Annotated in this window: 18 protein-coding genes; 9 read left to right on the top strand and 9 right to left on the bottom strand. The window is 73.3% G+C overall.

The annotated features are described in order from the left end of the window. Window positions 1-16 precede the first annotated feature (16 nt). Entirely contained in the window at window positions 17-478 is a 462-nt protein-coding gene (locus AB0F62_RS31750; protein WP_361807094.1) for a MarR family transcriptional regulator, read from the top strand. A gap of 305 nt (window positions 479-783) precedes the next feature. Here the strand turns inward: AB0F62_RS31750 and AB0F62_RS31745 are convergent, their stop codons facing one another. After that, a complete protein-coding gene (locus tag AB0F62_RS31745) occupies window positions 784-1026 on the bottom strand; it encodes a hypothetical protein (protein ID WP_361807091.1) in 243 nt (80 codons plus the stop codon). A 175-nt stretch (window positions 1027-1201) separates the two neighbouring features. Then, a complete protein-coding gene (locus AB0F62_RS31740) occupies window positions 1202-2176 on the bottom strand; it encodes a hypothetical protein (RefSeq protein WP_361807088.1) in 975 nt (324 codons plus the stop codon). Window positions 2177-2329: 153 nt separating this feature from the next. On the opposite strand from AB0F62_RS31740, the gene AB0F62_RS31735 reads away from it, so the two are divergent. Further along, entirely contained in the window at window positions 2330-2866 is a 537-nt protein-coding gene (locus tag AB0F62_RS31735; protein WP_361807085.1) for an AAA family ATPase, read from the top strand. A gap of 35 nt (window positions 2867-2901) precedes the next feature. On the opposite strand, the gene AB0F62_RS31730 is transcribed toward AB0F62_RS31735, so the two are convergent. Next, window positions 2902-3609: an FCD domain-containing protein gene (locus AB0F62_RS31730; protein ID WP_361807082.1), complete on the bottom strand. Its 708-nt coding sequence runs from the start codon at window positions 3607-3609 to the stop codon at window positions 2902-2904. Window positions 3610-3722: 113 nt separating this feature from the next. Here AB0F62_RS31730 and AB0F62_RS31725 point away from each other — a divergent pair, with 113 nt between their 5' ends. From AB0F62_RS31725 to AB0F62_RS31715, 3 genes are all read left to right on the top strand, one after another. Further along, window positions 3723-4244, top strand: a complete 522-nt coding sequence (locus AB0F62_RS31725) for a gluconokinase (RefSeq protein WP_361807079.1) — start codon at window positions 3723-3725, stop codon at window positions 4242-4244. A gap of 76 nt (window positions 4245-4320) precedes the next feature. Continuing rightward, complete coding sequence (locus AB0F62_RS31720; RefSeq protein WP_361807076.1) at window positions 4321-5724, top strand: gluconate:H+ symporter; 1404 nt, start codon at window positions 4321-4323, stop codon at window positions 5722-5724. Window positions 5725-5799: 75 nt separating this feature from the next. Then, on the top strand, window positions 5800-6720 hold the full coding sequence (locus tag AB0F62_RS31715) for an MBL fold metallo-hydrolase (RefSeq protein WP_361807073.1): 921 nt from the start codon (window positions 5800-5802) through the stop codon (window positions 6718-6720). A gap of 43 nt (window positions 6721-6763) precedes the next feature. On the opposite strand, the gene AB0F62_RS31710 is transcribed toward AB0F62_RS31715, so the two are convergent. Together AB0F62_RS31710 and AB0F62_RS31705 are read right to left on the bottom strand one after the other, a co-directional pair. Continuing rightward, window positions 6764-8062, bottom strand: coding sequence for a glucarate dehydratase family protein (locus AB0F62_RS31710; RefSeq protein WP_361807070.1), 1299 nt, complete (start codon window positions 8060-8062; stop codon window positions 6764-6766). Between the two features lie 80 nt (window positions 8063-8142). Next, window positions 8143-9084, bottom strand: a complete 942-nt coding sequence (locus AB0F62_RS31705; RefSeq protein ID WP_361807067.1) for an ADP-ribosylglycohydrolase family protein — start codon at window positions 9082-9084, stop codon at window positions 8143-8145. Window positions 9085-9218: 134 nt separating this feature from the next. Between AB0F62_RS31705 and AB0F62_RS31700 the strand changes: the two genes are divergently transcribed. Further along, a complete protein-coding gene (locus tag AB0F62_RS31700) occupies window positions 9219-10244 on the top strand; it encodes a phosphotransferase family protein (RefSeq protein ID WP_361807064.1) in 1026 nt (341 codons plus the stop codon). A gap of 3 nt (window positions 10245-10247) precedes the next feature. Further along, on the top strand, window positions 10248-11471 hold the full coding sequence (locus AB0F62_RS31695; RefSeq protein ID WP_361807061.1) for an acyl-CoA dehydrogenase family protein: 1224 nt from the start codon (window positions 10248-10250) through the stop codon (window positions 11469-11471). 273 nt (window positions 11472-11744) lie between these two features. On the opposite strand, the gene AB0F62_RS31690 is transcribed toward AB0F62_RS31695, so the two are convergent. From AB0F62_RS31690 to AB0F62_RS31680, 3 genes are all read right to left on the bottom strand, one after another. Then, the gene (locus tag AB0F62_RS31690; protein WP_361807058.1) at window positions 11745-12731 is read right to left on the bottom strand and encodes an NADPH:quinone oxidoreductase family protein; all 987 of its coding nucleotides are present in this window, start codon (window positions 12729-12731) and stop codon (window positions 11745-11747) included. Window positions 12732-12752: 21 nt separating this feature from the next. Further along, window positions 12753-13361: a TetR/AcrR family transcriptional regulator gene (locus AB0F62_RS31685; RefSeq protein ID WP_361807055.1), complete on the bottom strand. Its 609-nt coding sequence runs from the start codon at window positions 13359-13361 to the stop codon at window positions 12753-12755. A gap of 287 nt (window positions 13362-13648) precedes the next feature. Next, a complete protein-coding gene (locus tag AB0F62_RS31680) occupies window positions 13649-14416 on the bottom strand; it encodes an SDR family oxidoreductase (RefSeq protein WP_361807052.1) in 768 nt (255 codons plus the stop codon). Between the two features lie 181 nt (window positions 14417-14597). On the opposite strand from AB0F62_RS31680, the gene AB0F62_RS31675 reads away from it, so the two are divergent. Beyond that, entirely contained in the window at window positions 14598-15902 is a 1305-nt protein-coding gene (locus tag AB0F62_RS31675; RefSeq protein WP_361807049.1) for a serine-threonine protein kinase, read from the top strand. A gap of 44 nt (window positions 15903-15946) precedes the next feature. On the opposite strand, the gene AB0F62_RS31670 is transcribed toward AB0F62_RS31675, so the two are convergent. Next, complete coding sequence (locus AB0F62_RS31670) at window positions 15947-18661, bottom strand: penicillin acylase family protein (RefSeq protein WP_361807046.1); 2715 nt, start codon at window positions 18659-18661, stop codon at window positions 15947-15949. 221 nt (window positions 18662-18882) lie between these two features. On the opposite strand from AB0F62_RS31670, the gene AB0F62_RS31665 reads away from it, so the two are divergent. After that, a complete protein-coding gene (locus AB0F62_RS31665; protein ID WP_361807043.1) occupies window positions 18883-19482 on the top strand; it encodes a hypothetical protein in 600 nt (199 codons plus the stop codon). Window positions 19483-19660 lie beyond the last annotated feature (178 nt).

Raw genomic sequence — 19660 nt, 5'->3', positions numbered from 1 at the left:
GAGTACACTCGCCTGCATGAGCGCCCCGACCGCCGCAACGCACGTGCAGCCCACCAAGATCCAGCTGCTGGAGCTGCTCGCCGCCATCGGCACCGCCCAGTGGCAGGACTTCGCCGCCGCTGCGGCCCGGCACGGGCTGACCTCCATGCAGGCCAAGGTGCTCGCCCAGCTGGGCGGCCCGGTGCCCATGCGCGGCCTGGCCGAGCGGCTGGTGTGCGACGCGTCGAACGTCACCGGCATCGTGGACCGGCTGGAGGCCCACGGCTTCGTCCGCCGCGAGGTGAGCGCCACCGACCGCCGGGTCAAGAACGTCGTGGCCACCGATCTCGGGCGCGAGACGATCCACCGCGTGCGGGAGGAGATGCAGGCCACGCACGGAGCGCTGGACACCCTGGACGAGACGGATCAGGCGGCCCTCTACGCCCTGTTGGAGCGGTTGCGCCCGGTCATGGAGGCACGCGGCAAGGACCGCCCGTAGCCTGCCCGCCCGCCCCCGGATCCGGGGCAGCGGAACGGGGCCGGGCCTCCGCGGTGACGGTTCGGCCCGGCCTGCAGGTGGACGAGGATCTGCCGTACGGGATGCCCCAGCGCATCGGCGACGGAGGCCGGTTCCTCCTCGCTCAGCCAGGCCCGGTTCGGGTACAGGACCTCGGGGCGGAACCGCGCGAACCCCATCGGCCGGTCGTACACCAGCTCGTTTAGCGACGTCTCGGCGCCGCAGCACGGAATCGTGACCGTGAACGTCGGGACGCCCTCGCCGTGGCGCTCGGAAACGGCTTCCCCTCACCACCACCGGCCGTGCCCGCGCTCCACCCCGCAGTGCGGGCAGGAGATGCGCGCCAGGTTGGCGCCGCGGAAGACCACCTCGACGCCGCCGCGCCACATGGCCTCCGGGCCGCGGCGGGCGTCGTCGTCGTCGTCGGGAAGCATCCCGGACAAGACGGCCCGGGCACCGTCCGCCGCGTCCCGGCTGCCGGGGCGCCGGTGCGGATCGGACACAATCACCGTCAGGTGGTTGTCGCTCATCGCCCGCCCTCCCCGCCGGGCAGCGGCCGCCCCTTGTCCGCCGCCCCGGCGAACGTGGAGGCTGCGCGGAGAGGTGGGGTGAAGCGGGGAACGGGTCGAGGGCCGAGCCTGGCGAGGCGGGGAACGGAGACGCGCCGCAGGTGCGGGGGCCGACGACAACGCCGGCAGGCGAGAGTCACCGGCACGCGACGCCGCCCGGCCTGTCAACGCGGCCTCTGACCCGGCCGGCGGACCGCCGGGAACCCGACCGCGGACGCGACGGCGGCCGGCGGCGCAGCGCCGTGATCAGGGCGCGGACCTCTCGGTCCGCGAAGCCGGGCTCCCGCCCGATCACCCGGACCAGGGCCTCGCGTACCCGCCGTCCGCGGCCGGCCTCGACCAGTGCCAGCGACTCGGCCAGGGCCGCCGCGAGGTCCGGGCCGTGCCAGGGTTCGGCGGCGTGCGCGTCGAACCAGCGCCGGGGCGGGAAGGAGGGCTGGAGCTTGGCCTGGTGGTTCCCGAAGTGGGACCACACCCACGGGTGCAGGGACACGCCGACGACGTGACCGGCGGGCAGGGCCCGCGCCCAGCCGTCCTCCGTGTGCTGCTGCCAGCGCCAGGTGTGGGGGCTCGTCCGCTCCCGCGCCGTCACCCCCACGAAGATCAGTTTGCGGCGGATCGCCGACCACGGCTCGCGACTCTCCCGCACCCACTCCGCGAGCGCGCCGTACAGCGTGTCGTACGTGCCGCCCCCGGCGACCAGGTCGACCAGGGCCACGGGGTGGGTGCGGCGCGCCAGGTCGCACGGCGCGAGTCCGGCCGCCGCGAGGTGCCCGCGCAGCCGGGCGGTGCGGGCGGGGATCTCGCCCCGGTCCGGGCGCAGGGACAACGGCAGGCGCAGCAGCCCGCCCTCGCGGGGCGAGCCCTCGAAAGCCCCGGTCAGCAGGTCGTACATGCTGTCGAGAGAGCGCCCGACGAAGCACAGGTCGGCCCCGCGCGAGCGGGCGAGCACCTTTCCCGTGCAGTCGAGCAGTTCCGGCAGGTACCACAGGCGGGGGCGCTCGGCGCCCTCCGTGAGGCTTCCCAGCCGGTCCGGGGGCGGGCCGCCCGGGGCGTGCGTCAGCGCCCAGCGGTAGGGCTGGGGCGGCGGTTCGGGCGGCACGGTGGACACGCCCCCAGCCCATCACGCCAACTCGACCGCGGTCACCGGGTTTTCGGCGAGCGGAGACGTTCCGCTTGACGTGTCTCGAACATAGAGTCGCTCTGGGTGCCGCGCGGTGCCCGGCGCGGTGGCGGAAGGGCCCAGGGCGATGAGGTGCGAGCGATGTTCCTGATCACCGGGATCCCCGCGTCGGGGAAGTCGACCGTGGCGCAGGCACTGGCCGAGCGGCTGCCCCGCTCGGCGCACGTGCGGGGCGACGCGTTCCGGCGGATGATCGTCGGCGGACGGGCCGAGGCCCTGCCCGGTGACGGGTCCGGGGACGTGGCGGGCCTGACCGAGGAGGCCCTGCGGCAACTGCGGCTGCGGCACACCCTGGCCGCCGCGAGCGCGGACGCGTACGCCGCGGCGGGATTCACCCCCGTCCTGCAGGACGTCATCCTCGGCGACGAACTGCCGCGCACGATCGCCCTGTTGCGCACCCGGCCGCTGCACGTGGTGGTGCTCGTCCCCTCCCCGGAGGCGATCGCCGCCCGCGAGGCGGGCCGGGCCAAGCGGGCGTACGGGGCATGGACGCCCTCGGACCTCGACCGAGCCCTGCGCGCGGGCACGCCGCGGATCGGCCTCTGGCTGGACACCTCCCGCCAGACCCCCCAGGAGACCGTCGACGCGATCCTCCGCCATGCGGGCCCCACGGGCTGACCCGCACGCACCCCGAACATCGGCTACGGCAACGGCTACGGCGCGAGGACGTCCAGTTCGCGCAGCGCGCCGACGCAGATCTCGCGCATCAGGCGCTCCGCCGACTCCGCGTCGCGGGCACGGACGGCCTCGGCGACGCGGACGTGGAGGGTGACCGCCTCGGGATCGGGGGCGCTGAACATGACGTGGTGCTCGGTCCGGCCCGTGAGCACCTCGGCGACGACGTCCCCGAGGCGGGCGAACATCTCGTTGCCGGAGGCCGACAGCATCACGCGGTGGAAGGCGATGTCGTGCACCAGGTACTCGCCGAGGTCGGCGGCTCGCCCGGCCGCCGCCATCTCGGCGGCGAGGACGGTCAGTTCGCGGCACTGCACCGGACTCGCGGCCACCGCCGCCAGTCCGGCGGCGACGGGCTCGACGGCCGTGCGGAGCATGGTGAGCGAGCGCAACTGGCGGGCCCGGTCGGCGCCGGCGAGGCGCCAGCGGATCACGGCGGGGTCGAAGACGTTCCACTCCTCGGTGCGCCGCACCGTGACACCGACCCGGCGGCGCGACTCGACGAGGTGCATGGCCTCGAGGACGCGTACGGCCTCGCGGACGACGGTACGGGAGACGCCGTACTCCCGCTCCAGCTCGTCGATGCGCAGAACGGTGCCGGGCGGGTACGCGCCCGAGGCGATCGCGGGGCCGAGTTCCGCCAGTACACGGGCGTGCAGGCCGCCGTGTTCTCCCTGCCGATCCATGGGCGACAGCCTATGCGGGAAGCGCTTCGTATGACGATTTGATTTCGACCTCTTGAATAAGTAGTACCTATGGCGTTTCCTGGGGCCGTCACGCGGACGAGGAGGTACCTGTGATGACCGAGGCAGGCCCGGAAGGCCCGCACCTTCCCCTGGTGGTGGTGATGGGGGTGTCCGGTTCCGGCAAGTCCACCGTCGGGGGACTGCTCGCCGAGCGGCTGGGCGTCCCGTACGCCGAGGCGGACGACTTCCACCCGCCCGCCAACATCGCCAAGATGTCGGCCGGGCATCCGCTCGACGACGAGGACCGGGCGCCCTGGCTGGACGCCATCGCCGCGTGGATCGTCGAGCGCGGCGACCGCGGCGGCGTGGTCAGCTGCTCGGCGCTGCGGCGCCGCTACCGCGACCGCCTGCGCAAGGACGCCCCCGGGCTGTTCTTCCTGCACCTGGACGGCTCCCAGGAGCTGATCGCCACGCGCCTGGCCGCACGGATGCAGCACTTCATGCCCGCGGGCCTGCTGCGCTCCCAGTTCGAGGCGCTCGAGCCCCTGGAACCGGACGAGTCCGGTGCCGTCGTCCCGATCGACGGCGGCCCCGGCCAGATCACCGAGCGCGCCCTGGCCGTACTCCCCCGCTGAGCCCCCACCGAGGCCCCCGGCGGGCACTCGGCTCAGCCCCCTCCCCCCACCCCCTCTCCCCCCACGGAGGACACACGTGTCCGCACTCAGCGCCGAGTTGCTGGCCGCGACCCCGGCGGCGACGGACCCGATCACCAGCGCGGGCCACACGCAGCTCGCCTTCGCCGCGCTCGCCGGCATCGCGGTGATCGTCCTGCTCATCACCCGCTGGAAGATGCACGCCTTCCTCGCCCTCACCATCGGCACCGGAGTCCTCGGTGCCGTCGCGGGCGCCCCCCTCGCCAAGACCATCGCCAGCTTCACGGCCGGCCTGGGCACGACCGTCGCGGGCGTGGGCGTCCTCATCGCGCTCGGGGCGATCCTCGGCAAACTGCTCGCCGACTCCGGCGGCGCCGACCAGATCGTCGACACGATCCTCGCCAGGACGAGCGAGCGGCGCCTGCCGTGGGCGATGGCGCTCATCGCCGGCCTGATCGGGCTGCCGCTCTTCTTCGAGGTCGGCATCGTGCTGCTGATCCCGGTCGTACTGCTGGTGGCCCGGCGCGGCAACCACTCCCTGATCCGGATCGGCGTCCCGGCACTGGCCGGCCTGTCGGTGATGCACGGCCTGGTGCCGCCGCACCCCGGGCCGCTCGCCGCGATCGACTCCATCCACGCGGATCTGGGCACCACCCTGGCGCTCGGCGTGCTCGTCGCGCTGCCCACCGTCGCGATCGCCGGCCCGCTCTTCGGGCGGTTCGCCGACCGCTGGGTGAAGGTCACCCCGCCCGAGCACCTCACGCCCGCCCGGGCCTCGGACGACCTGGAGAAGCGTCCGGGCTTCGCCGCCACGGTGGCCACCATGCTGCTTCCGGTGGTACTGATGCTCGGCAAGGCGCTGGTGGACGTCCTCGTCGACGACCAGGGCAGCCTGGTCTTCCGGATCTTCGACGTCATCGGCTCGCCGCTGATCGCCCTGCTGTCCGCCGTGGTCCTGGGCATGTTCACGCTGGGCCGGGCGGCGGGCTTCACCAAGGAACGCATCTCCACGACCGTCGAGAAGTCGCTCGGCCCGATCGCCGGCATCCTGCTGATCGTCGGAGCGGGCGGCGGCTTCAAGCAGACCCTGATCGACGCCGGCATCGGCACCATGATCCTCGACTGGTCGGACGGCTGGCACATCTCGCCACTGCTGCTGGCCTGGCTGATCGCCGTCCTGATCCGGGTCGCCACCGGCTCCGCCACCGTGGCGACGATCTCCGCCGCCGGCCTGGTCGCGCCGCTGGCCGAGGGCATGACCTCGACGCACGCCGCTCTGCTGGTGCTCGCGGTCGGCGCCGGGTCGCTGTTCTTCTCGCATGTCAACGACGCGGGCTTCTGGCTGGTCAAGGAGTACTTCGGGATGAACGTCCCGCAGACCCTCAAGTCCTGGTCCGCCATGGAGACCGTGATCTCCGTCGTCGGGATCGTCTTCGTCCTGCTGCTCTCGCTCGTCTTGTAGGCGACGCCCCCGCGTCGCCGCCCGGACGCCCTTCCCTGGTACGTTCCATGCGTCTGACCAGGGAAGGGCGTCAAAATGTCACAGCTGCACACCGAGCACCCGTTCACCCGGGAAGTCGCACCCGGGGTCCACGCCTACATCCAGCCGGACGGCGGCTGGTGTCTCAACAACGCGGGCTGGGTGACCGACGGGGACACGACGCTGCTGATCGACACCGCCGCCACCGAGCGCCGGGCCCTGATGCTGCGCGAGGCCCTCACCGCCTCCGGCGCGCCGATGCCCGCGCACGTGGTCAACACCCACCATCACGGCGACCACACCTACGGCAACAGCGTCTTCGCCGAGGGGGCCCGGATCGTCGGGCACTTCGCCTGCGTCACCGAGCAGATCGCGGCCGGCCACCAGCTGCACGCGATCTGGCCGGACGTGGAGTACGGCGAGGTGCCGGTGATCCCGGCGACGGTCACCTACGAGGACCGGCTGACCCTGCACGTCGGCGAGGAGGAGGTGCAGCTCCTGCACCCCGGGGTGGCCCACACCCTCGGCGACACGATCGTCTGGATCCCGGGGCGCAAGGTCGTCTTCACCGGCGACCTGGTCTTCAACGGCGGCGCGCCGTTCGTCCCCATGGGCTCGCTCGAGGGCTCGCTGCGCGCCCTGGAGGTGCTGCGCTCGCTCGACGCCGAGGTCGTCGTGCCGGGGCACGGCGGCATCTGCGACCCCTCGGTCTACGACACCGTCGAGGGCTACCTGCGGTTCGTGACCGAGCTGGCGGCTGCGGGCCACAAGGCGGGCCGGACGCCGATGGAGGTCGCGCGGGCGGCCGACCTCGGGGAGTTCGCCGCGCTGCGCGAGCCGGAGCGGCTGGTCGCCAATCTGCACCGCGGCTACGCGGAGCTGGACGGCCTGCCGCTCGGCTCGCCGCTGAACCTGATGCCCGTGATCACCGACATGGCCGTGCTGAACGGCGGCCGGATCCCGGAGTGCCTGGCCTGAGGCCCGCGCGCCCGGGTGGCCCGGGTGGTGGGACCCGAGCGTCTCACCACCTGGGCACGGAGGGGGCGGTCCAGCCGGGTTCGGCCTTGCGCATGGCGGCCGCGTCGTCGCGCTCGCGGAAGGTGCCGTCGTCCTCCAGCCAGCGGCGGTGCAGCGCGTCCAGGGCCGTCCGGTCCAGTTCGACCCCGAGGCCGGGGGCGTCGGAGACGAGCAGCCGGCCGCCCCGGAACTCATGGCGGCGGGTGATGACGTCCTCGGTCTGCCAGGGGTAGTGCGAGTCGCAGGCGTACCTCAGGTCGGGCACGGTCGCGGCGACGTGGGTCATGGCGGCCAGGCTGATGCCGAGGTGGGTGTTGGAGTGCATCGACAGGCCGACCCCGAAGGCGCGGCAGATCGCGGCGAGTTCACGGGTGTTGCGCAGCCCGCCCCAGTAGTGGTGGTCGGAGAGCACGATCTGGACCGCGTCCTTGGTGAAGGCCTCCGCGATCTCGGGGAAGGTCGTCACGCACATGTTGGTGGCGAGCGGCAGGTCCGTGCCGGCGGCCACCTCGGCCATCCGGGCGGTGCCGGAGGCGGGGTCCTCAAGGTACTCCAGGACGTCGCCCAGCTCCCGCGCCACGTGGAGCGAGGTCTCCACCGACCAGGCGCCGTTGGGGTCCAGCCGCAGCGGCTGCCCGGGGAACGCCGCGGCCAGGGCGCGTACGGCGGCGATCTCCTCCTCCGGCGGGAAGACGCCGCCCTTCAGCTTGAACGAGGTGAAGCCGTACTGGCGGGCGAACCTGCGGGCCTGCGCGACCACCCCGGCGGGGTCGAGCGCGGCGCCCCAGTCGTCCTTCGGGTCCTGGCCGCCGGGGTGTTCGGCCCAGCGGTAGAAGAGGTAGGCGCTGTAGTCGACGGTGTCGCGGACCTTCCCGCCGAGCAGGGCGTGCACCGGCAGCCCGAGCACCTTGCCGAGGGCGTCGAGACAGGCCACCTCGAAGGCCGAGACGACCGAGAGCAGCAGCTTGTCAGCGGTCTGCACACCGCGCAGGCCACCCGCGTCCACCGCGTCCGAGGTCTCCTCGGGCGTGGCGCACACCAGGGCCGCGAGCACCGGAAGGTTGTTCAGATCGTCGACCCGGCAGCCCGGGAGGGCGTCCGCCAGCGGCCCCGCGAGGTCCAGGTAGCGGGTGTCGCCGTAGGTCTCCCCGACGCCGGTCACCCCGCTCGCCGTGGTCACCTCGACGATCAGGCGCGGGGTGTGGGGCTGGTGCACGCCCTGGGTGTTGAGCAGCGGCGGGTCGGAGATGAGGACGGGGGTGAGGCGCACCCCGGTGATTGTCAGGTCCCTGTGCTGTCCCACTGCCCGCCACCCCTTGCGTTCACATATGTGAATATCGTACGTTCACCAGAACGCGACACTAGGTGGCGTCCGGATACCCGTCAAGAATGTGCAGGTCGGCGCCGCTCCGCCGGGTCGCCGGGCAGCACGGGGACCCAGTCCGGCAGCGGCTCCAACGCGGCATGCCAGAAAGCCGGTAGAGCCGCCACGCCGGTGCGGGCGGCGATGACGCCACCGGCGATGGCACAGGTGGTGTCCATGTCACCGCGGCCCGCGACGGTGTTCCACAGGCCGCCCTCGAGGTCGTCGAGGTGGCGCGCGGCACACCACAGCGAGAAGGGGACGGTGTCCTGCGCGGAGACCCCGTAGCCGGAGCCCAGGACCTCGGCGGCGTGCCGCACGGACGTGCCCTCGGGAAGACGGCTCGCGATGCGCAGACCGGAGCGCACCTCGCTGTCGGGCAACCGGGCGGCCACCCGCGCCGGCAGGTCCTCCGGCGCCGGGCCGCCGCGGCTGCGGGCCGCGAACGCGGCGGCGAGCGCCACGGCGATGGCACCGGCGACGGCCTCGGGATGGCGGTGGGAGACGGCGGCCTGCTCGGCGGCGGCAGCGGCTGCGGCGTCGAGGTCGGCGGCGAGCCAGGCGCCCAGCGGCGCGACGCGCATGGCGGCGCCGTTGCCGTACGAGCCCTGCCCGCCGAACTGCCCGCCCACGACGTGCGCCCAGGGCTCCCCGGCGCCGATCCGGCGCAGGACGTCGTGCATGGAGGGGCCGTACTTGCGGTAGGGGTCGGCGGTGTAGGTCTCGGCGAAGTCCGCCGCCAGGGCGTCCTGCCCGACGGAGCCGCCGGTGGCCGCGAGGTGCCGGCAGAGGGTCAGGGCCTGGGCGGTGTCGTCGGTCCAGTACCAGGGAAGATCGGCGGGGGTGGTCCGGCGCGCGATCGCGCCGTCCCGCTCCTCGTGCGGCGTGAAGAACCAGCGGTCTCCGAAGGCGTCACCGTGGGCCAGGCCGTACAGGGAGTCGAGGGCGGCGATCGGGATCATGGACGCCAGTCTCGCAGCGCCGGAAAAGCCGGTCACCTGCTTTTCCCGGCGGGCGGCCCGGGTGGCGGACTGGACTACATACCGACTGGTCGGCATGATAGCCGGGACGGCTTTGACAGTGGCGAGGAGCGAGGATGAGCGGGACGGAGAACCCACCGGGACTCGACCTGGAGCGGCTGCGGCGGCATCTCGACGCCGAGCGGCCCGGGTTGGTGGCGGGCACGCTCGACGGCGGGCTCATCGAGGGCGGCCGGTCGAACCTGACCTACACCGTGACGGACGGCGTCTCGCGCTGGGTCGTCCGGCGGCCCCCGCTCGGCCACGTCCTTGCGACGGCGCACGACATGACCCGCGAGCACCGGGTGATCAGCGCCCTGCGCGACACCCCCGTGCCCGTGCCCGGAGCGGTGCTGCTCTGCGAGGACCCCGAGGTCATCGGCGCGCCCTTCTACGTCATGGACTTCGTCGACGGCACGCCGTACCGCACCGAGGGGCAGCTCAGGGCGCTCGGCCCCGAGCGCACCCGGGAGATCGTGCTGCGCCTGGTGGACACCCTGGTGGCGCTGCACGCCGTGGACCCGGGGGCCGCCGGCCTCGGCGACTTCGGCCGCCCGGAAGGCTTCCTGGAGCGGCAGCTGCGCCGCTGGGGCAAGCAGCTCGACGCCTCGCGCAGCCGCGAGCTGCCCGGCATCGACGAACTCGCCGCGCTGCTGGGCAGCCGGCTGCCCGCCTCCGGACCGGCGGCGGTCGTCCACGGCGACTACCGGCTCGACAACGTCCTGGTCGGGGCGGACGACACCGTCCGGGCCATCCTCGACTGGGAGATGTCCACCCTGGGCGACCCGCTCACCGACCTCGGCCTGCTGCTCATGTACGGCGAGCTGCGCCCCACCCCGGGCACCCCCGTCTCCGTCACCGGCGGCGCGCCCGGCCACCCCTCCCCCGACGAGCTGATCGAGCGCTACGCCGCCGGCTCCGGTCGCGACGTGTCCTCGGTCGCCTGGTACACCGCCTTCGCCTACTTCAAGCTCGCGGTGATCCTCGAGGGCATCCACTACCGCTACACCCTCGGCCAGACCCTCGGCGCCGGCTTCGACCGGATCGGCGCCCTGGTCCCGGCCTTCATCGACAACGGCCTGCGGACGCTTCAGGAAGGCTGAGCCATGGATTTCGGGTACGACGCGAGGACCGGGGAACTGCGCGAGCGGCTGCTCGCCTTCATGGACGAGCAGGTCTACCCCGCCGAGCCGGTCTTCCACCGGCAGCGCGAGGAGGCCGAGGGCGAGGCGGTCTGGTCCGCGCCGCCGGTCGTGGAGGAGCTGAAGGCGAAGGCCCGCGAGCGCGGGCTGTGGAACCTCTTCCTCCCCGGTGAGCGCGGAGCGGGGCTCACCAACCTGCAGTACGCGCCGCTGGCCGAGATCACCGGCCGCAGCCCGCACCTGGCCCCGCCGGCCCTCAACTGCGCGGCGCCGGACACCGGGAACATGGAGGTGCTGAACGAGTTCGGCACCGAGGAGCAGCGCAAGAGCTGGCTGGAGCCGCTGCTCGCGGGCGAGATCCGCTCCGCCTTCGCGATGACCGAGCCCGACGTCGCCTCCTCCGACGCGACGAACATCGAGACGCGGATCGAGCGGGTCGGCGACGAGTACGTCATCAACGGCCGCAAGTGGTACATCTCCGGCGCGATGAATCCGAAGTGCCGGATCTTCATCGTCATGGGCAAGACCGACCCCTCCGCGGAGCGGCACCGCCAGCAGAGCATGGTCCTCGTGCCCCGCGACACCCCCGGCCTCGAAGTGCGCCGCGGCATGCGGGTCTTCGGCTACGACGACGGGGACCACGGCGGTCACGCCGAGGTCGTCTTCCACGACGTGCGGGTACCCGCGGAGAACCTGATCGGCGAGGAGGGCGGCGGCTTCGCCATCGCCCAGGCGCGGCTCGGGCCGGGGCGCATCCACCACTGCATGCGGCTGATCGGCATGGCCGAACGCGCCGTGGAGCTGATGTGCCGGCGCGCCACCGAACGCGTCGCCTTCGGCAAGCCGCTCGCGGCGCAGGGCGTCGTCCAGCAGTGGATCGCGGAGGCGCGGGTGGAGATCGAGCAGTTGCGGCTGCTGGTGCTCAAGACCGCCTGGCTGATGGACACCGTCGGCAACCGGGGCGCCCACACCGAGATCCAGGCCATCAAGATCGCCACGCCGGAGAAGGTCGGGCTCATCCTCGACCGCGCGATCCAGCTGCACGGCGCGGGCGGGGTCAGCCAGGACTTCCCGCTGGCCGAGCTGTACGCGGCCGCGCGCACGCTGCGGCTGGCCGACGGACCCGACGAGGTCCACAAGCGCTCCCTGGCGCGGCGCGAACTGAAGCGGTACGCCGAGCGGGCGTGACGAACTGGCGTGACGAACTGGCGTCACGAGTGGGCGCCACGAGCGGGCGTCACGAGCGGGCGTCACGAACGGCGGATGACGGCGGCTCCCCGGGCCCTGGCCCGGGGAGCCGCACACGCGGGCGGCCGGTACGCGGCGGGCCCGCCATCGGCGCGCCCGGTCGGCGTACGGCCCGGCCGGTGTGCCCCGCGACGGTGTTCCCGTCGCCGGGAGGCGCCACCGGGACCGCCGCAGCCGGGAGTTCCCCGGCTCGCCCCTCCGCGCGGCCCGCGATCAGCCGGCCACGACCACCACGCGGCCGGTCGTCGTGCCGTCGGCGACCCGCTGGACCGCGTCCGCGGCGCCGTCCAGCGGGACCCGCTCGCTGACCAGGGGCCTGATCGCGCCTTCCGCGGCGAGACGGGTGAGCTCCTCGTGGCAGCCGCGCACGGCGGCCGGGTCCTGGGTGTTGTACAGCCCCCAGTGCAGGCCGACGATGGAGTAGTTCTTGACCAGGGCGTGGTTGAGCCCGGGGCTGGGGATCCTGCCGCTGGTGAAGCCCACGACGAGGATCCGGCCCTCGAAGGCGACGCACTTGGTGGACCGCGTGTAGGCGTCACCGCCCACCGGGTCGTACACGACGTCGGCGCCGCGCCCGCCGGTGGCCTCCTTGACGACGGCCACGAAGTCCTCGCGGGTGCGGTCGACGACGATGTCGGCGCCCAGTTCGCGGGCGGCCTTGGCCTTCTCGGGGCCGCCGACGACACCGATCACCGTGGCGCCCGCCGCCTTGCCGAGCTGGACGGCGGCGCTGCCGACTCCGCCGGCCGCCGCGTGCACGAGCAGGGTCTCGCCCGCCCGCAGCCCCGCCCGCCGGTGCAGCCCGAACCAGCCGGTCTGGTAGCCGATGTGGAGGGCGGCGGCCTCGGCGTCGTCCAGCGCGGGGGGCGCGGGCAGCACGCCCGCGGCGGGGACGACCGCGAGTTCGGCGAAGGCGCCGCCGGGCAGCGCGGCCGGGGTGATGACACGGTCGCCGGCCCGGTGCCCGGTGACCCCCTCGCCGACCGCGGCCACCTCGCCGCACAATTCGACGCCCGGGGTGAAGGGCAGCGGCGGGCGCACCTGGTAGTGCCCGCGGCACAGCAGCGCGTCGGGGAAGTTGACGTTGGCCGCGCGGACCTTCAGGAGCAGTTCACCGGGGCCCGGCTGCGGGTCGGGGACGTCCTCCAGGCGCATCGCCGCGCGCGGCTCCCCGTTCTCGTGCACTCGCCATGCCTTCATGCGGTCTGCTCCCGGTTCGGTTCAGGGCTGCCGCACGGAGTGCAGCAGCATGTCTGCGAAATCGGCGGCGACCTGGCCGGCGGACAGCGGCCCGTCCTCCCGGTACCAGGTGCCGAGGTGGTGCACGGCGCCGAAGAAGAAGTCGACGACGAGATCCGGCCGGACCTCGCGCCGGAACACGCCCTCGCGCTGCCCCTCCTCGACCAGTGCGCGGAACTTCTCGTGGTAGCGGCGGCGGTCGGCCCGCACCGCCTTCTGCTTCTCCGGGCTGAGCTGGTGCATCGACCGGAAGAAGATCTTGGTGTCGTCGAGGTTGTCGATGCTGGTGACGACGACGTCGGCGGCGGCCTCGACCAGGCGGTCCGCGACCGGCTCCGACTCCTTGTCGGCGATCGCCTCCAGGCGCTGCATCTGCAGCCGCAGCACGCGCCCGTAGATCTCGTGCAGGAGGTCGTCCTTGCTGCCGAAGTAGTGGTAGAGCGCGCCCTTGGTGACGCCCGCGGCCTCGACGATCTCCTGCACGGACGTCCGGTCGTATCCGCGCTCGGCGAAGAGCCTGGTGGCCTCGGCCAGCAGCCGCTGGGGTACCGCGGTCGCCGTCGCCTTGGGTGGGGTGCTGCTCCGTGCCATGGCCTGCCCTCTCTCCGTACCGGTGCGCCCCGACAGCATACCGAGCGGTATGTGGCTCGATCCCGTCGTGAGCGCGGCTCCCTGCGGAGGATCCTGCCGCTCGACCTCGTGGGCGGCTCGGGCGGGACCCTCGATCTCGCGCGGGTACGCCTATGCCGCGGGGCGCTCTTCGCGGTGCGCGATCGGCTCGGAAGGGTCCACCGGGGCCCGCGGGCCGGCCGCCGGATCGGGGAGGGTGTGGAGCACCTCGCCGAAGTGCCGCGGCCGGGGCCGGCTCCCGGACGGGCTCACGCGCCGCGCCCCTCCTCCAGCTTGCGCTGCACCCGGTTCATGCCGTCGATCCAGCGGTCGGTGTCCCCGGCGCGCGCGGTGTAGTAGGCACCGGCCTCGGGGTGCGGCAGGATCAGGAAGCGCTCGTCGGCGATGCCGCGGAACACGGCCTCCACGACGTCCTCGGGCTCGATGGCGGTGGGGGCGAGCACGAGGTCGCCCGCGTGCCCCGCCGCGCGCAGCATGTCGGTCCGCACTCCCTGCGGGCAGACCGCGTGGACCCGCACGCCCCGGTGGCGGTAGGTGACGGCGAGCCATTCGGCGAAGGCGAGGGCGCCGTGCTTGGTGACCGAGTACGGGGCGTCGCCGACCATGGTGAGCAGTCCGGCGGCGGAGACGGTGGCGATGAAGCGGCCCTCGCCGCGCTCCAGCCATTCGGGGAGCAGCGCGCGGACGGCGCGGACGTGCGCCATGACGTTGACGTCCCAGACACGTTCCCAGACCGCGTCCTCCGCCTCGGCCCCGGCCATGCTGCCGATGCCGGCGTTGGCGCAGAACACGTCGATGCCCCCGCCCAGCGCCGCACGGGCCGGCTCCACGACCGCCGAGGCGTCGCCGGGTACGCAGATGCCGCCGATTTCGTCCGCGACGGCCTTGGCGGCGCCCTCGTCGAGGTCGTTGACGACGACGCGTGCGCCCTCGCCCGCGAATCTCCGCGCCAGCGCCGCCCCGATCCCGCCTCCGGCACCGGTGACGACCACCCGGGCATCGCGCAGCGCTTCCATCGCGTCTCCTTCGACTCGGAACGGCTCCGCCCGGCATACTAAGCGGTCGGTCACACCTTGTGAAGGGCACACCCGGGAGGTGCGGGAATTGCCCTTGCGCGGTGTATGGCCCGACCCGCTCCGGATTGGGATGATGCGACCGCATCGTGCCGGGCGAACCAGGGGGACGGTCATGCCGGGAATGAGTGTCGAACCGTACTGGGAGATGACCTTCGACGCGGACGGCGACCCCGACCGGGCGCAGCGGGACCGCCTCACGGCGGGCGTCGGCACGGAGGGCGTCACCGACCTGCTGGTCTTCTCGCACGGCTGGAACAGCGACCGCTCGGGCGCGACCCGTCTGTACGACCGCTTCCTCGCCCCCGTCCCCGGCCTGCTCGCGGACCGCGCGCGGCCCGGCACGGTCATGGGCTACGTGGGCGTGCTGTGGCCGTCGATGCGTTTCTCGGACGAGCCGATCCCCGATTTCGAGGGCCTCCTGCCCGGCCCGGAACCGCGGCGGCCCGAGCCGGCGCTCGACGCGGCCACGCGCGACGCTCTCGTGGCGGTCTTCCCCGGACGCGCGGAGGAGATCCGCCGGATCGCCGAACTGCTGGAGGAACGCCCGGACGGCGAGGAGCCGTTCGCGGAGTTCGCCGCCCTGGTGCGGCGGCTGACCGGGGTGCCGCCGGAGGCCGTGGCGGGGCTGTGCGCCGACGACACCTCGGACGCGGCGCCGGCCGCGGAACCGGCCGTCCTGTGCGGCGACCCGGTGGCCGCCTGCGAGGAGTACGCCGCGGCGCTGGAGGGCGGCGCCGGGCTTCCCCTGGCGGGCGGCGGCTGGACGCGGCTGTGGAACGGTGGCAAGGAGATGCTGCGCCAGGCCACGTACTACGCGATGAAGCGGCGGGCCGGGACGGTGGGCGAGCGGGGCCTCGGCCCCCTCCTGGGCCGGCTGGCCCGCACCCACCCCTCGCTCTCCGTCCACCTGGTCGGACACAGCTTCGGCGGCCGGCTGGTCTCCTACGCACTGCGCGGGCTGCCCGACGGCGTACGCGCCGTGAAGTCGGTGACCCTGCTCCAAGGCGCCTTCTCGCACTACGCCTTCGCGTCCCGGCTGCCCCACGACGGCGCGCACGGCGGCGCGCTGAGCAGCGCCCGGCTCAAGGTGGCGGGCCCGGTGGTGTCCTGCTACTCACGCCACGACATGGCGCTCGGCACGATGTACCCGATCGCCTCCCGGCTGGCGGGCGACGACCGCGGGTTCGGGCCGGACCCGGGCGGCCGCTGGGGCGCGACGGGCCACGACGGCATCAAGGCGGTCGCCGACACCATGGACATGCCGCTGGCCGAGGCGCTGCGTGGCGTCTTCCCGCAGGCCGGCTGCGTGAGCGTGGACGCCTCGGCCGTGGTGTGCCGCGGCGGTGCGCCCTCCGGGGCGCACAGCGACATCTGCCACCCCGAACTGGCGCGGATCGTGTTGCGCGCGGGCCGGCTCCTGGCCTGAGGCCGTGGGCCGGTCGCCGGCCCGCGCGGGCCGTGCACGGCGGGTCAGCGGTGGGCGGGGAACTCCACGACCTGCTGGTAGGTCGGGCGGTTCTGCCAGCTGATCTTGCCGTGCTTGATGCCGCCGAGGGTGCGGTGGATGATCGTGTCCGCGCACCACTGGTCGCCGGCGGAGCAGTTCTCGTCACCCGGGTACACCTGCGCGGAGGTCCGGGCGGCGGCCTGCTTGAGGGTGCCGGTCAGCACGTCCCGGCAGGCCGCGAGATCGCCGCCGCCGCAGTACGTGCGGGCCAGTCCGCCCTGCACGGGCTCGCCGAGCACCGCCCGTATGTCCTTGTCGACATAGGACCACCAGCCGTACTGGAAGGAGCTGCCGGCGTGCGAGCCGGTCGGGCCGTGCCCGGCCGAAGGCGCCTCGTCGACGGTGAGGTTGGCGGTCAGCGCCGCGTACAGCTCGCTCCCCAGGCCCGGTTCGAACTCGGCCCGGACGAGCAGCGGCCACCACGCGTCCATGATCCGCACGGCGTCGGCGTTGGCGTAGGCGTGCGAACCCGGCGAGGTCTCCTTGCGCTTGGCGCCGGCGGCCACCCAGTCCGAGAGCTTGGTGACGGCCGCGGACACCGCGGGGTCGGAGATCGTGCCGCTGCGGAGCACCTTGAGCAGGTCGGGCAGCACGTCCTCGCCGCGCAGGTCGGTCAGGGCCGCGTCGGCCATCGCCTTGGTGAGCTGGGCCCGGGTGACCCCGCCCGCGGCGACCAGCTTCTTCACCCGGTCGTCCAGCAGGTTGCCGCGGTGTACGGAGCCGTTGCCGAAGCCGGCCGCGTCGTAGTCCTTCGCCTGCCGGTTGTTCCAGGAGACGTAGTAGTCCTGGCCGACGGACTGTGGGTGCTCCGAGGCGGGCGTGTAGTCGGCGGTGTTGTGGGCGGGGTCGAAACCGCGCCACTCGTAGGCGGGTTCGGCCCGCACCGGGAAGGTCGGGTCGACGTCGGCGGCCCGCACGGGGTTGGTGCCGCTGTTGAAGTAGGCGGCCTGCCGGGAGTCGGCGTAGAACCAGTTGAACGTGTAGTTAATGTGCTGGACGGCCTGCTGGAAGGACGCCGCGTCGGTGACGGCGGCCGGGTCGTTGAGCATCTGGAAGCCGATGACCGAGTCGGCCTCGTGCATGTAGGAGCTGCGCAGCGACACATAGGCGACCTTCTTGCCGCCGACCGTCGCCCGGTGCGTCACGGGGCCGTACTTGGTGCGGTGGATCTGCATCCGGTAGGAGCCGGCCGCGGTGCCGTCGGCGGTCGTCGGCTTCCAGGAGTTGGTGCGCTCCAGCTTCTCCATGGCCGTGCAGGTGCCGCGGTAGAGGTAGTGGACGTCGTCCTGGCACAGCTCGACGGTATAGGTGTCGGTGATGTCCTGGGCCGAGGTGGTCGCGCTCCACGCGTAGTCCTGGCCGCGGCCGAGCTCCACGTACATGCTCAGCCCCGCGAAGGAGGCGCCGCGGGCGCTGATCCCGGGGCCCTGGATCTCCTGGAGCATCAGCAGCTGTGGCGCGAAATAGCCGGTCTGCGGGCCGAAGACGGCGATCGGGTGGCCGCTCGCGGTGTGCGCGCCGCTGACCAGCAGCGCGTTGGACATGCCCCGGGTGTTCGCGGACAGCGCGGCGGTGGTGGCGCTCTTCGAGGCGGCCGACGCCTTGGCGCCGGCGGCACTGCCGGTGCGGTCGTGGACCAGCGGCTCCGTCGTCACGCTCCCGGCGTCGGGCAGCGCCCTGCCCTGGGGGTTCTCCGGCCGGACGGCGTACGGGAAGCTCTCGCCCTCGTGGACGGTGAGGACGGCCTCGGGGTCGTTGCGCTCGCGGAAGGACTCCCACACCCGGGTGCCCTCGGCGACGCCGTACTTCTGCTGGGCGGCCAGCAGCGACAGGGCGTTGGACACCTCGCCGCCGCCTCCGGTGCCGAACAGCGCGCCGATCACGGAGGCCAGGGCGATCAGGTCGGTGGGCTTGAACCGCTCGATGGTGCCGGCGTTGGTGATGGCGTCCTTGTGACCGGTCAGCACGTACTCACCGGGGAAGTAGCGGCCGCTGTCGGACGCGGCGATGTAGGCGTTGATCCCGTCGACATAGGCGTTGACGTCGTCCAGCGCCTGCCGGCCGCGGTCCCCGTGCTGCGTCGCGATCCAGTCGATCTGGGCCTGCAGATCCGCCTCCGTGTACGGCGCGGCACGCCAGAACTCCTGCTCCAGGCCCTGGTTGGCCGGGGCGCCGCCCGCGAAGGGGGTCAGCTGGCCGCGCCCCACGTGCCGGAACAGGTCCATCAGCCACAGGCGGTCCTGCGCCGCGGCGTAGCCGGCGCCGAACTCGGTCCCGTACCGGGTCGTGCCGGAGATGTGCGGCACCCCGGTCTTCTTGTCGCGGGTGATCGTCACGTCACCGCGGGGGGAGATCGTCGAGGCGACCTGCCCGGACGGGACGCCGAAGGAGGCGTCGTTGAAGAAGGTGCCGATCGTGGCGTCGGTGAGGTTCTGGTAGCCGCCGGCCAGGTTCGCGTACGGGCCGAGCTGGTCCTCGGCGTGCTCGGGCTGGGTGCCGAAGATCTGGTTCAGCAGGATCTGGGCGAGCGTGGCGTTGCCGTTCTGACCCGGCGGCAGGATGTCCGAGCACCGCCCCTGGCAGTAGTCGGTGACGGGGGCGGCGTGCGCCGCCATGGGCAACGGCCCGACGAGGCTCGCGCCCAGGGCCAGGACCGCCGCAGCGGCGGTCGTTCTCATTTTTGTTCTGAACCTGCCAAACCTGGATGGCATGACCACTCCTCCCGAAGCGCGGTGTGACGCAGGTTACTTCCAAAGCTGACCCGCCAGTAAGGTGAACATGCGTCACGTTTCAGCTACGCCATCCCGGCTGGAACTCGCCGCCCCGGGGATGGATCCGGAACGCCGTCCGTTACGTCCATTCGACAGCGATGCGATTCCGATGACGGAGGTGGCACACCATGGCCGGATTCCGAAGTCTCGCGAGACAGGTGCGCGATCCCCGGCGCTCCCCCACCCAGCGCCGCACCTACCTGCGCAGGTGCCTCGAGCGCTTCGCGCCGTACGGGCACCGTGCGACCTGGGACCATCTGTGCGCCGGCGCGGGGATCGCGCCCGGCGACCGCGAGCCGGACCCGGTCCGGCTCGTCGCGGCCCTCACCGAGCTGGAGGAGGCGCGGGCCGTCTGGCTCACCTACGAACGGGAGTTCGCGGCCCGCCGCAAGGAGGAGAAGTACTACGGCATCCGGCAGCCCGGCGCGCTCGACGACTGGCACCGGCGCACCTGGGGCGGCAACGGCGTCGCCTGGTGCGACGACCCCCGCGTCCACCCGGACGACCGCCTGGCCGACGTCCTGCGGCGCATCATCGCCGCGATCGACGCGGGGCCGGGGACGGGGTGCCCGGTCTGCGGCGAGGAGCATCTGCGGTGGCGCAGCGGGCTCAACCACTACCCCGGGGCGGGGCCGGTGTGCGGGCGGTGCGGCATCGTGGTGCCGGTTCCCGTGCTGACGGGGGCGGCGCTCGCGGTGGCTCGCGGGGGGCTTGTGACGACGGGGTGAGCCTGCGGCGCGGCTCGGGGTGCGGTTTGCTGGTGCCCGGTTGTCGTGTGCGGGTGCGTCTTGGTGGATGTGGGGGGTTTCTCCCCCGCCCGCCCTCCCGATTGCCCGGCGCGGTCAGGTGCCGCCTCGCGCGTGTGTGGGTGGGCCGGGTGCGGGGCCTCCGGGGCTGGGCATTCTG

The sequence above is a fragment of the Streptomyces sp. NPDC026673 genome (assembly GCF_040638135.1).
Lineage (GTDB): Bacteria > Actinomycetota > Actinomycetes > Streptomycetales > Streptomycetaceae > Actinacidiphila.
The sequence above is the reverse complement of the archived record's forward strand: the minus strand, read 5'-3'. Positions and strand labels throughout refer to the sequence as shown.

What these genes read in the sequence shown, in the direction of transcription:
- AB0F62_RS31750 (WP_361807094.1), top strand. Translation starts at nt 17, where the DNA reads ATGAGCGCCCCGACCGCCGCAACGCACGTGCAGCCCACCAAGATCCAG.
- AB0F62_RS31745 (WP_361807091.1), bottom strand. Translation starts at nt 1,026, where the DNA reads ATGAGCGACAACCACCTGACGGTGATTGTGTCCGATCCGCACCGGCGC.
- AB0F62_RS31735 (WP_361807085.1), top strand. Translation starts at nt 2,330, where the DNA reads ATGTTCCTGATCACCGGGATCCCCGCGTCGGGGAAGTCGACCGTGGCG.
- AB0F62_RS31730 (WP_361807082.1), bottom strand. Translation starts at nt 3,609, where the DNA reads ATGGATCGGCAGGGAGAACACGGCGGCCTGCACGCCCGTGTACTGGCG.
- AB0F62_RS31725 (WP_361807079.1), top strand. Translation starts at nt 3,723, where the DNA reads ATGACCGAGGCAGGCCCGGAAGGCCCGCACCTTCCCCTGGTGGTGGTG.
- AB0F62_RS31715 (WP_361807073.1), top strand. Translation starts at nt 5,800, where the DNA reads ATGTCACAGCTGCACACCGAGCACCCGTTCACCCGGGAAGTCGCACCC.
- AB0F62_RS31705 (WP_361807067.1), bottom strand. Translation starts at nt 9,084, where the DNA reads ATGATCCCGATCGCCGCCCTCGACTCCCTGTACGGCCTGGCCCACGGT.
- AB0F62_RS31700 (WP_361807064.1), top strand. Translation starts at nt 9,219, where the DNA reads ATGAGCGGGACGGAGAACCCACCGGGACTCGACCTGGAGCGGCTGCGG.
- AB0F62_RS31695 (WP_361807061.1), top strand. Translation starts at nt 10,248, where the DNA reads ATGGATTTCGGGTACGACGCGAGGACCGGGGAACTGCGCGAGCGGCTG.
- AB0F62_RS31690 (WP_361807058.1), bottom strand. Translation starts at nt 12,731, where the DNA reads ATGAAGGCATGGCGAGTGCACGAGAACGGGGAGCCGCGCGCGGCGATG.
- AB0F62_RS31685 (WP_361807055.1), bottom strand. Translation starts at nt 13,361, where the DNA reads ATGGCACGGAGCAGCACCCCACCCAAGGCGACGGCGACCGCGGTACCC.
- AB0F62_RS31680 (WP_361807052.1), bottom strand. Translation starts at nt 14,416, where the DNA reads ATGGAAGCGCTGCGCGATGCCCGGGTGGTCGTCACCGGTGCCGGAGGC.
- AB0F62_RS31675 (WP_361807049.1), top strand. Translation starts at nt 14,598, where the DNA reads ATGAGTGTCGAACCGTACTGGGAGATGACCTTCGACGCGGACGGCGAC.
- AB0F62_RS31670 (WP_361807046.1), bottom strand. Translation starts at nt 18,661, where the DNA reads ATGAGAACGACCGCCGCTGCGGCGGTCCTGGCCCTGGGCGCGAGCCTC.
- AB0F62_RS31665 (WP_361807043.1), top strand. Translation starts at nt 18,883, where the DNA reads ATGGCCGGATTCCGAAGTCTCGCGAGACAGGTGCGCGATCCCCGGCGC.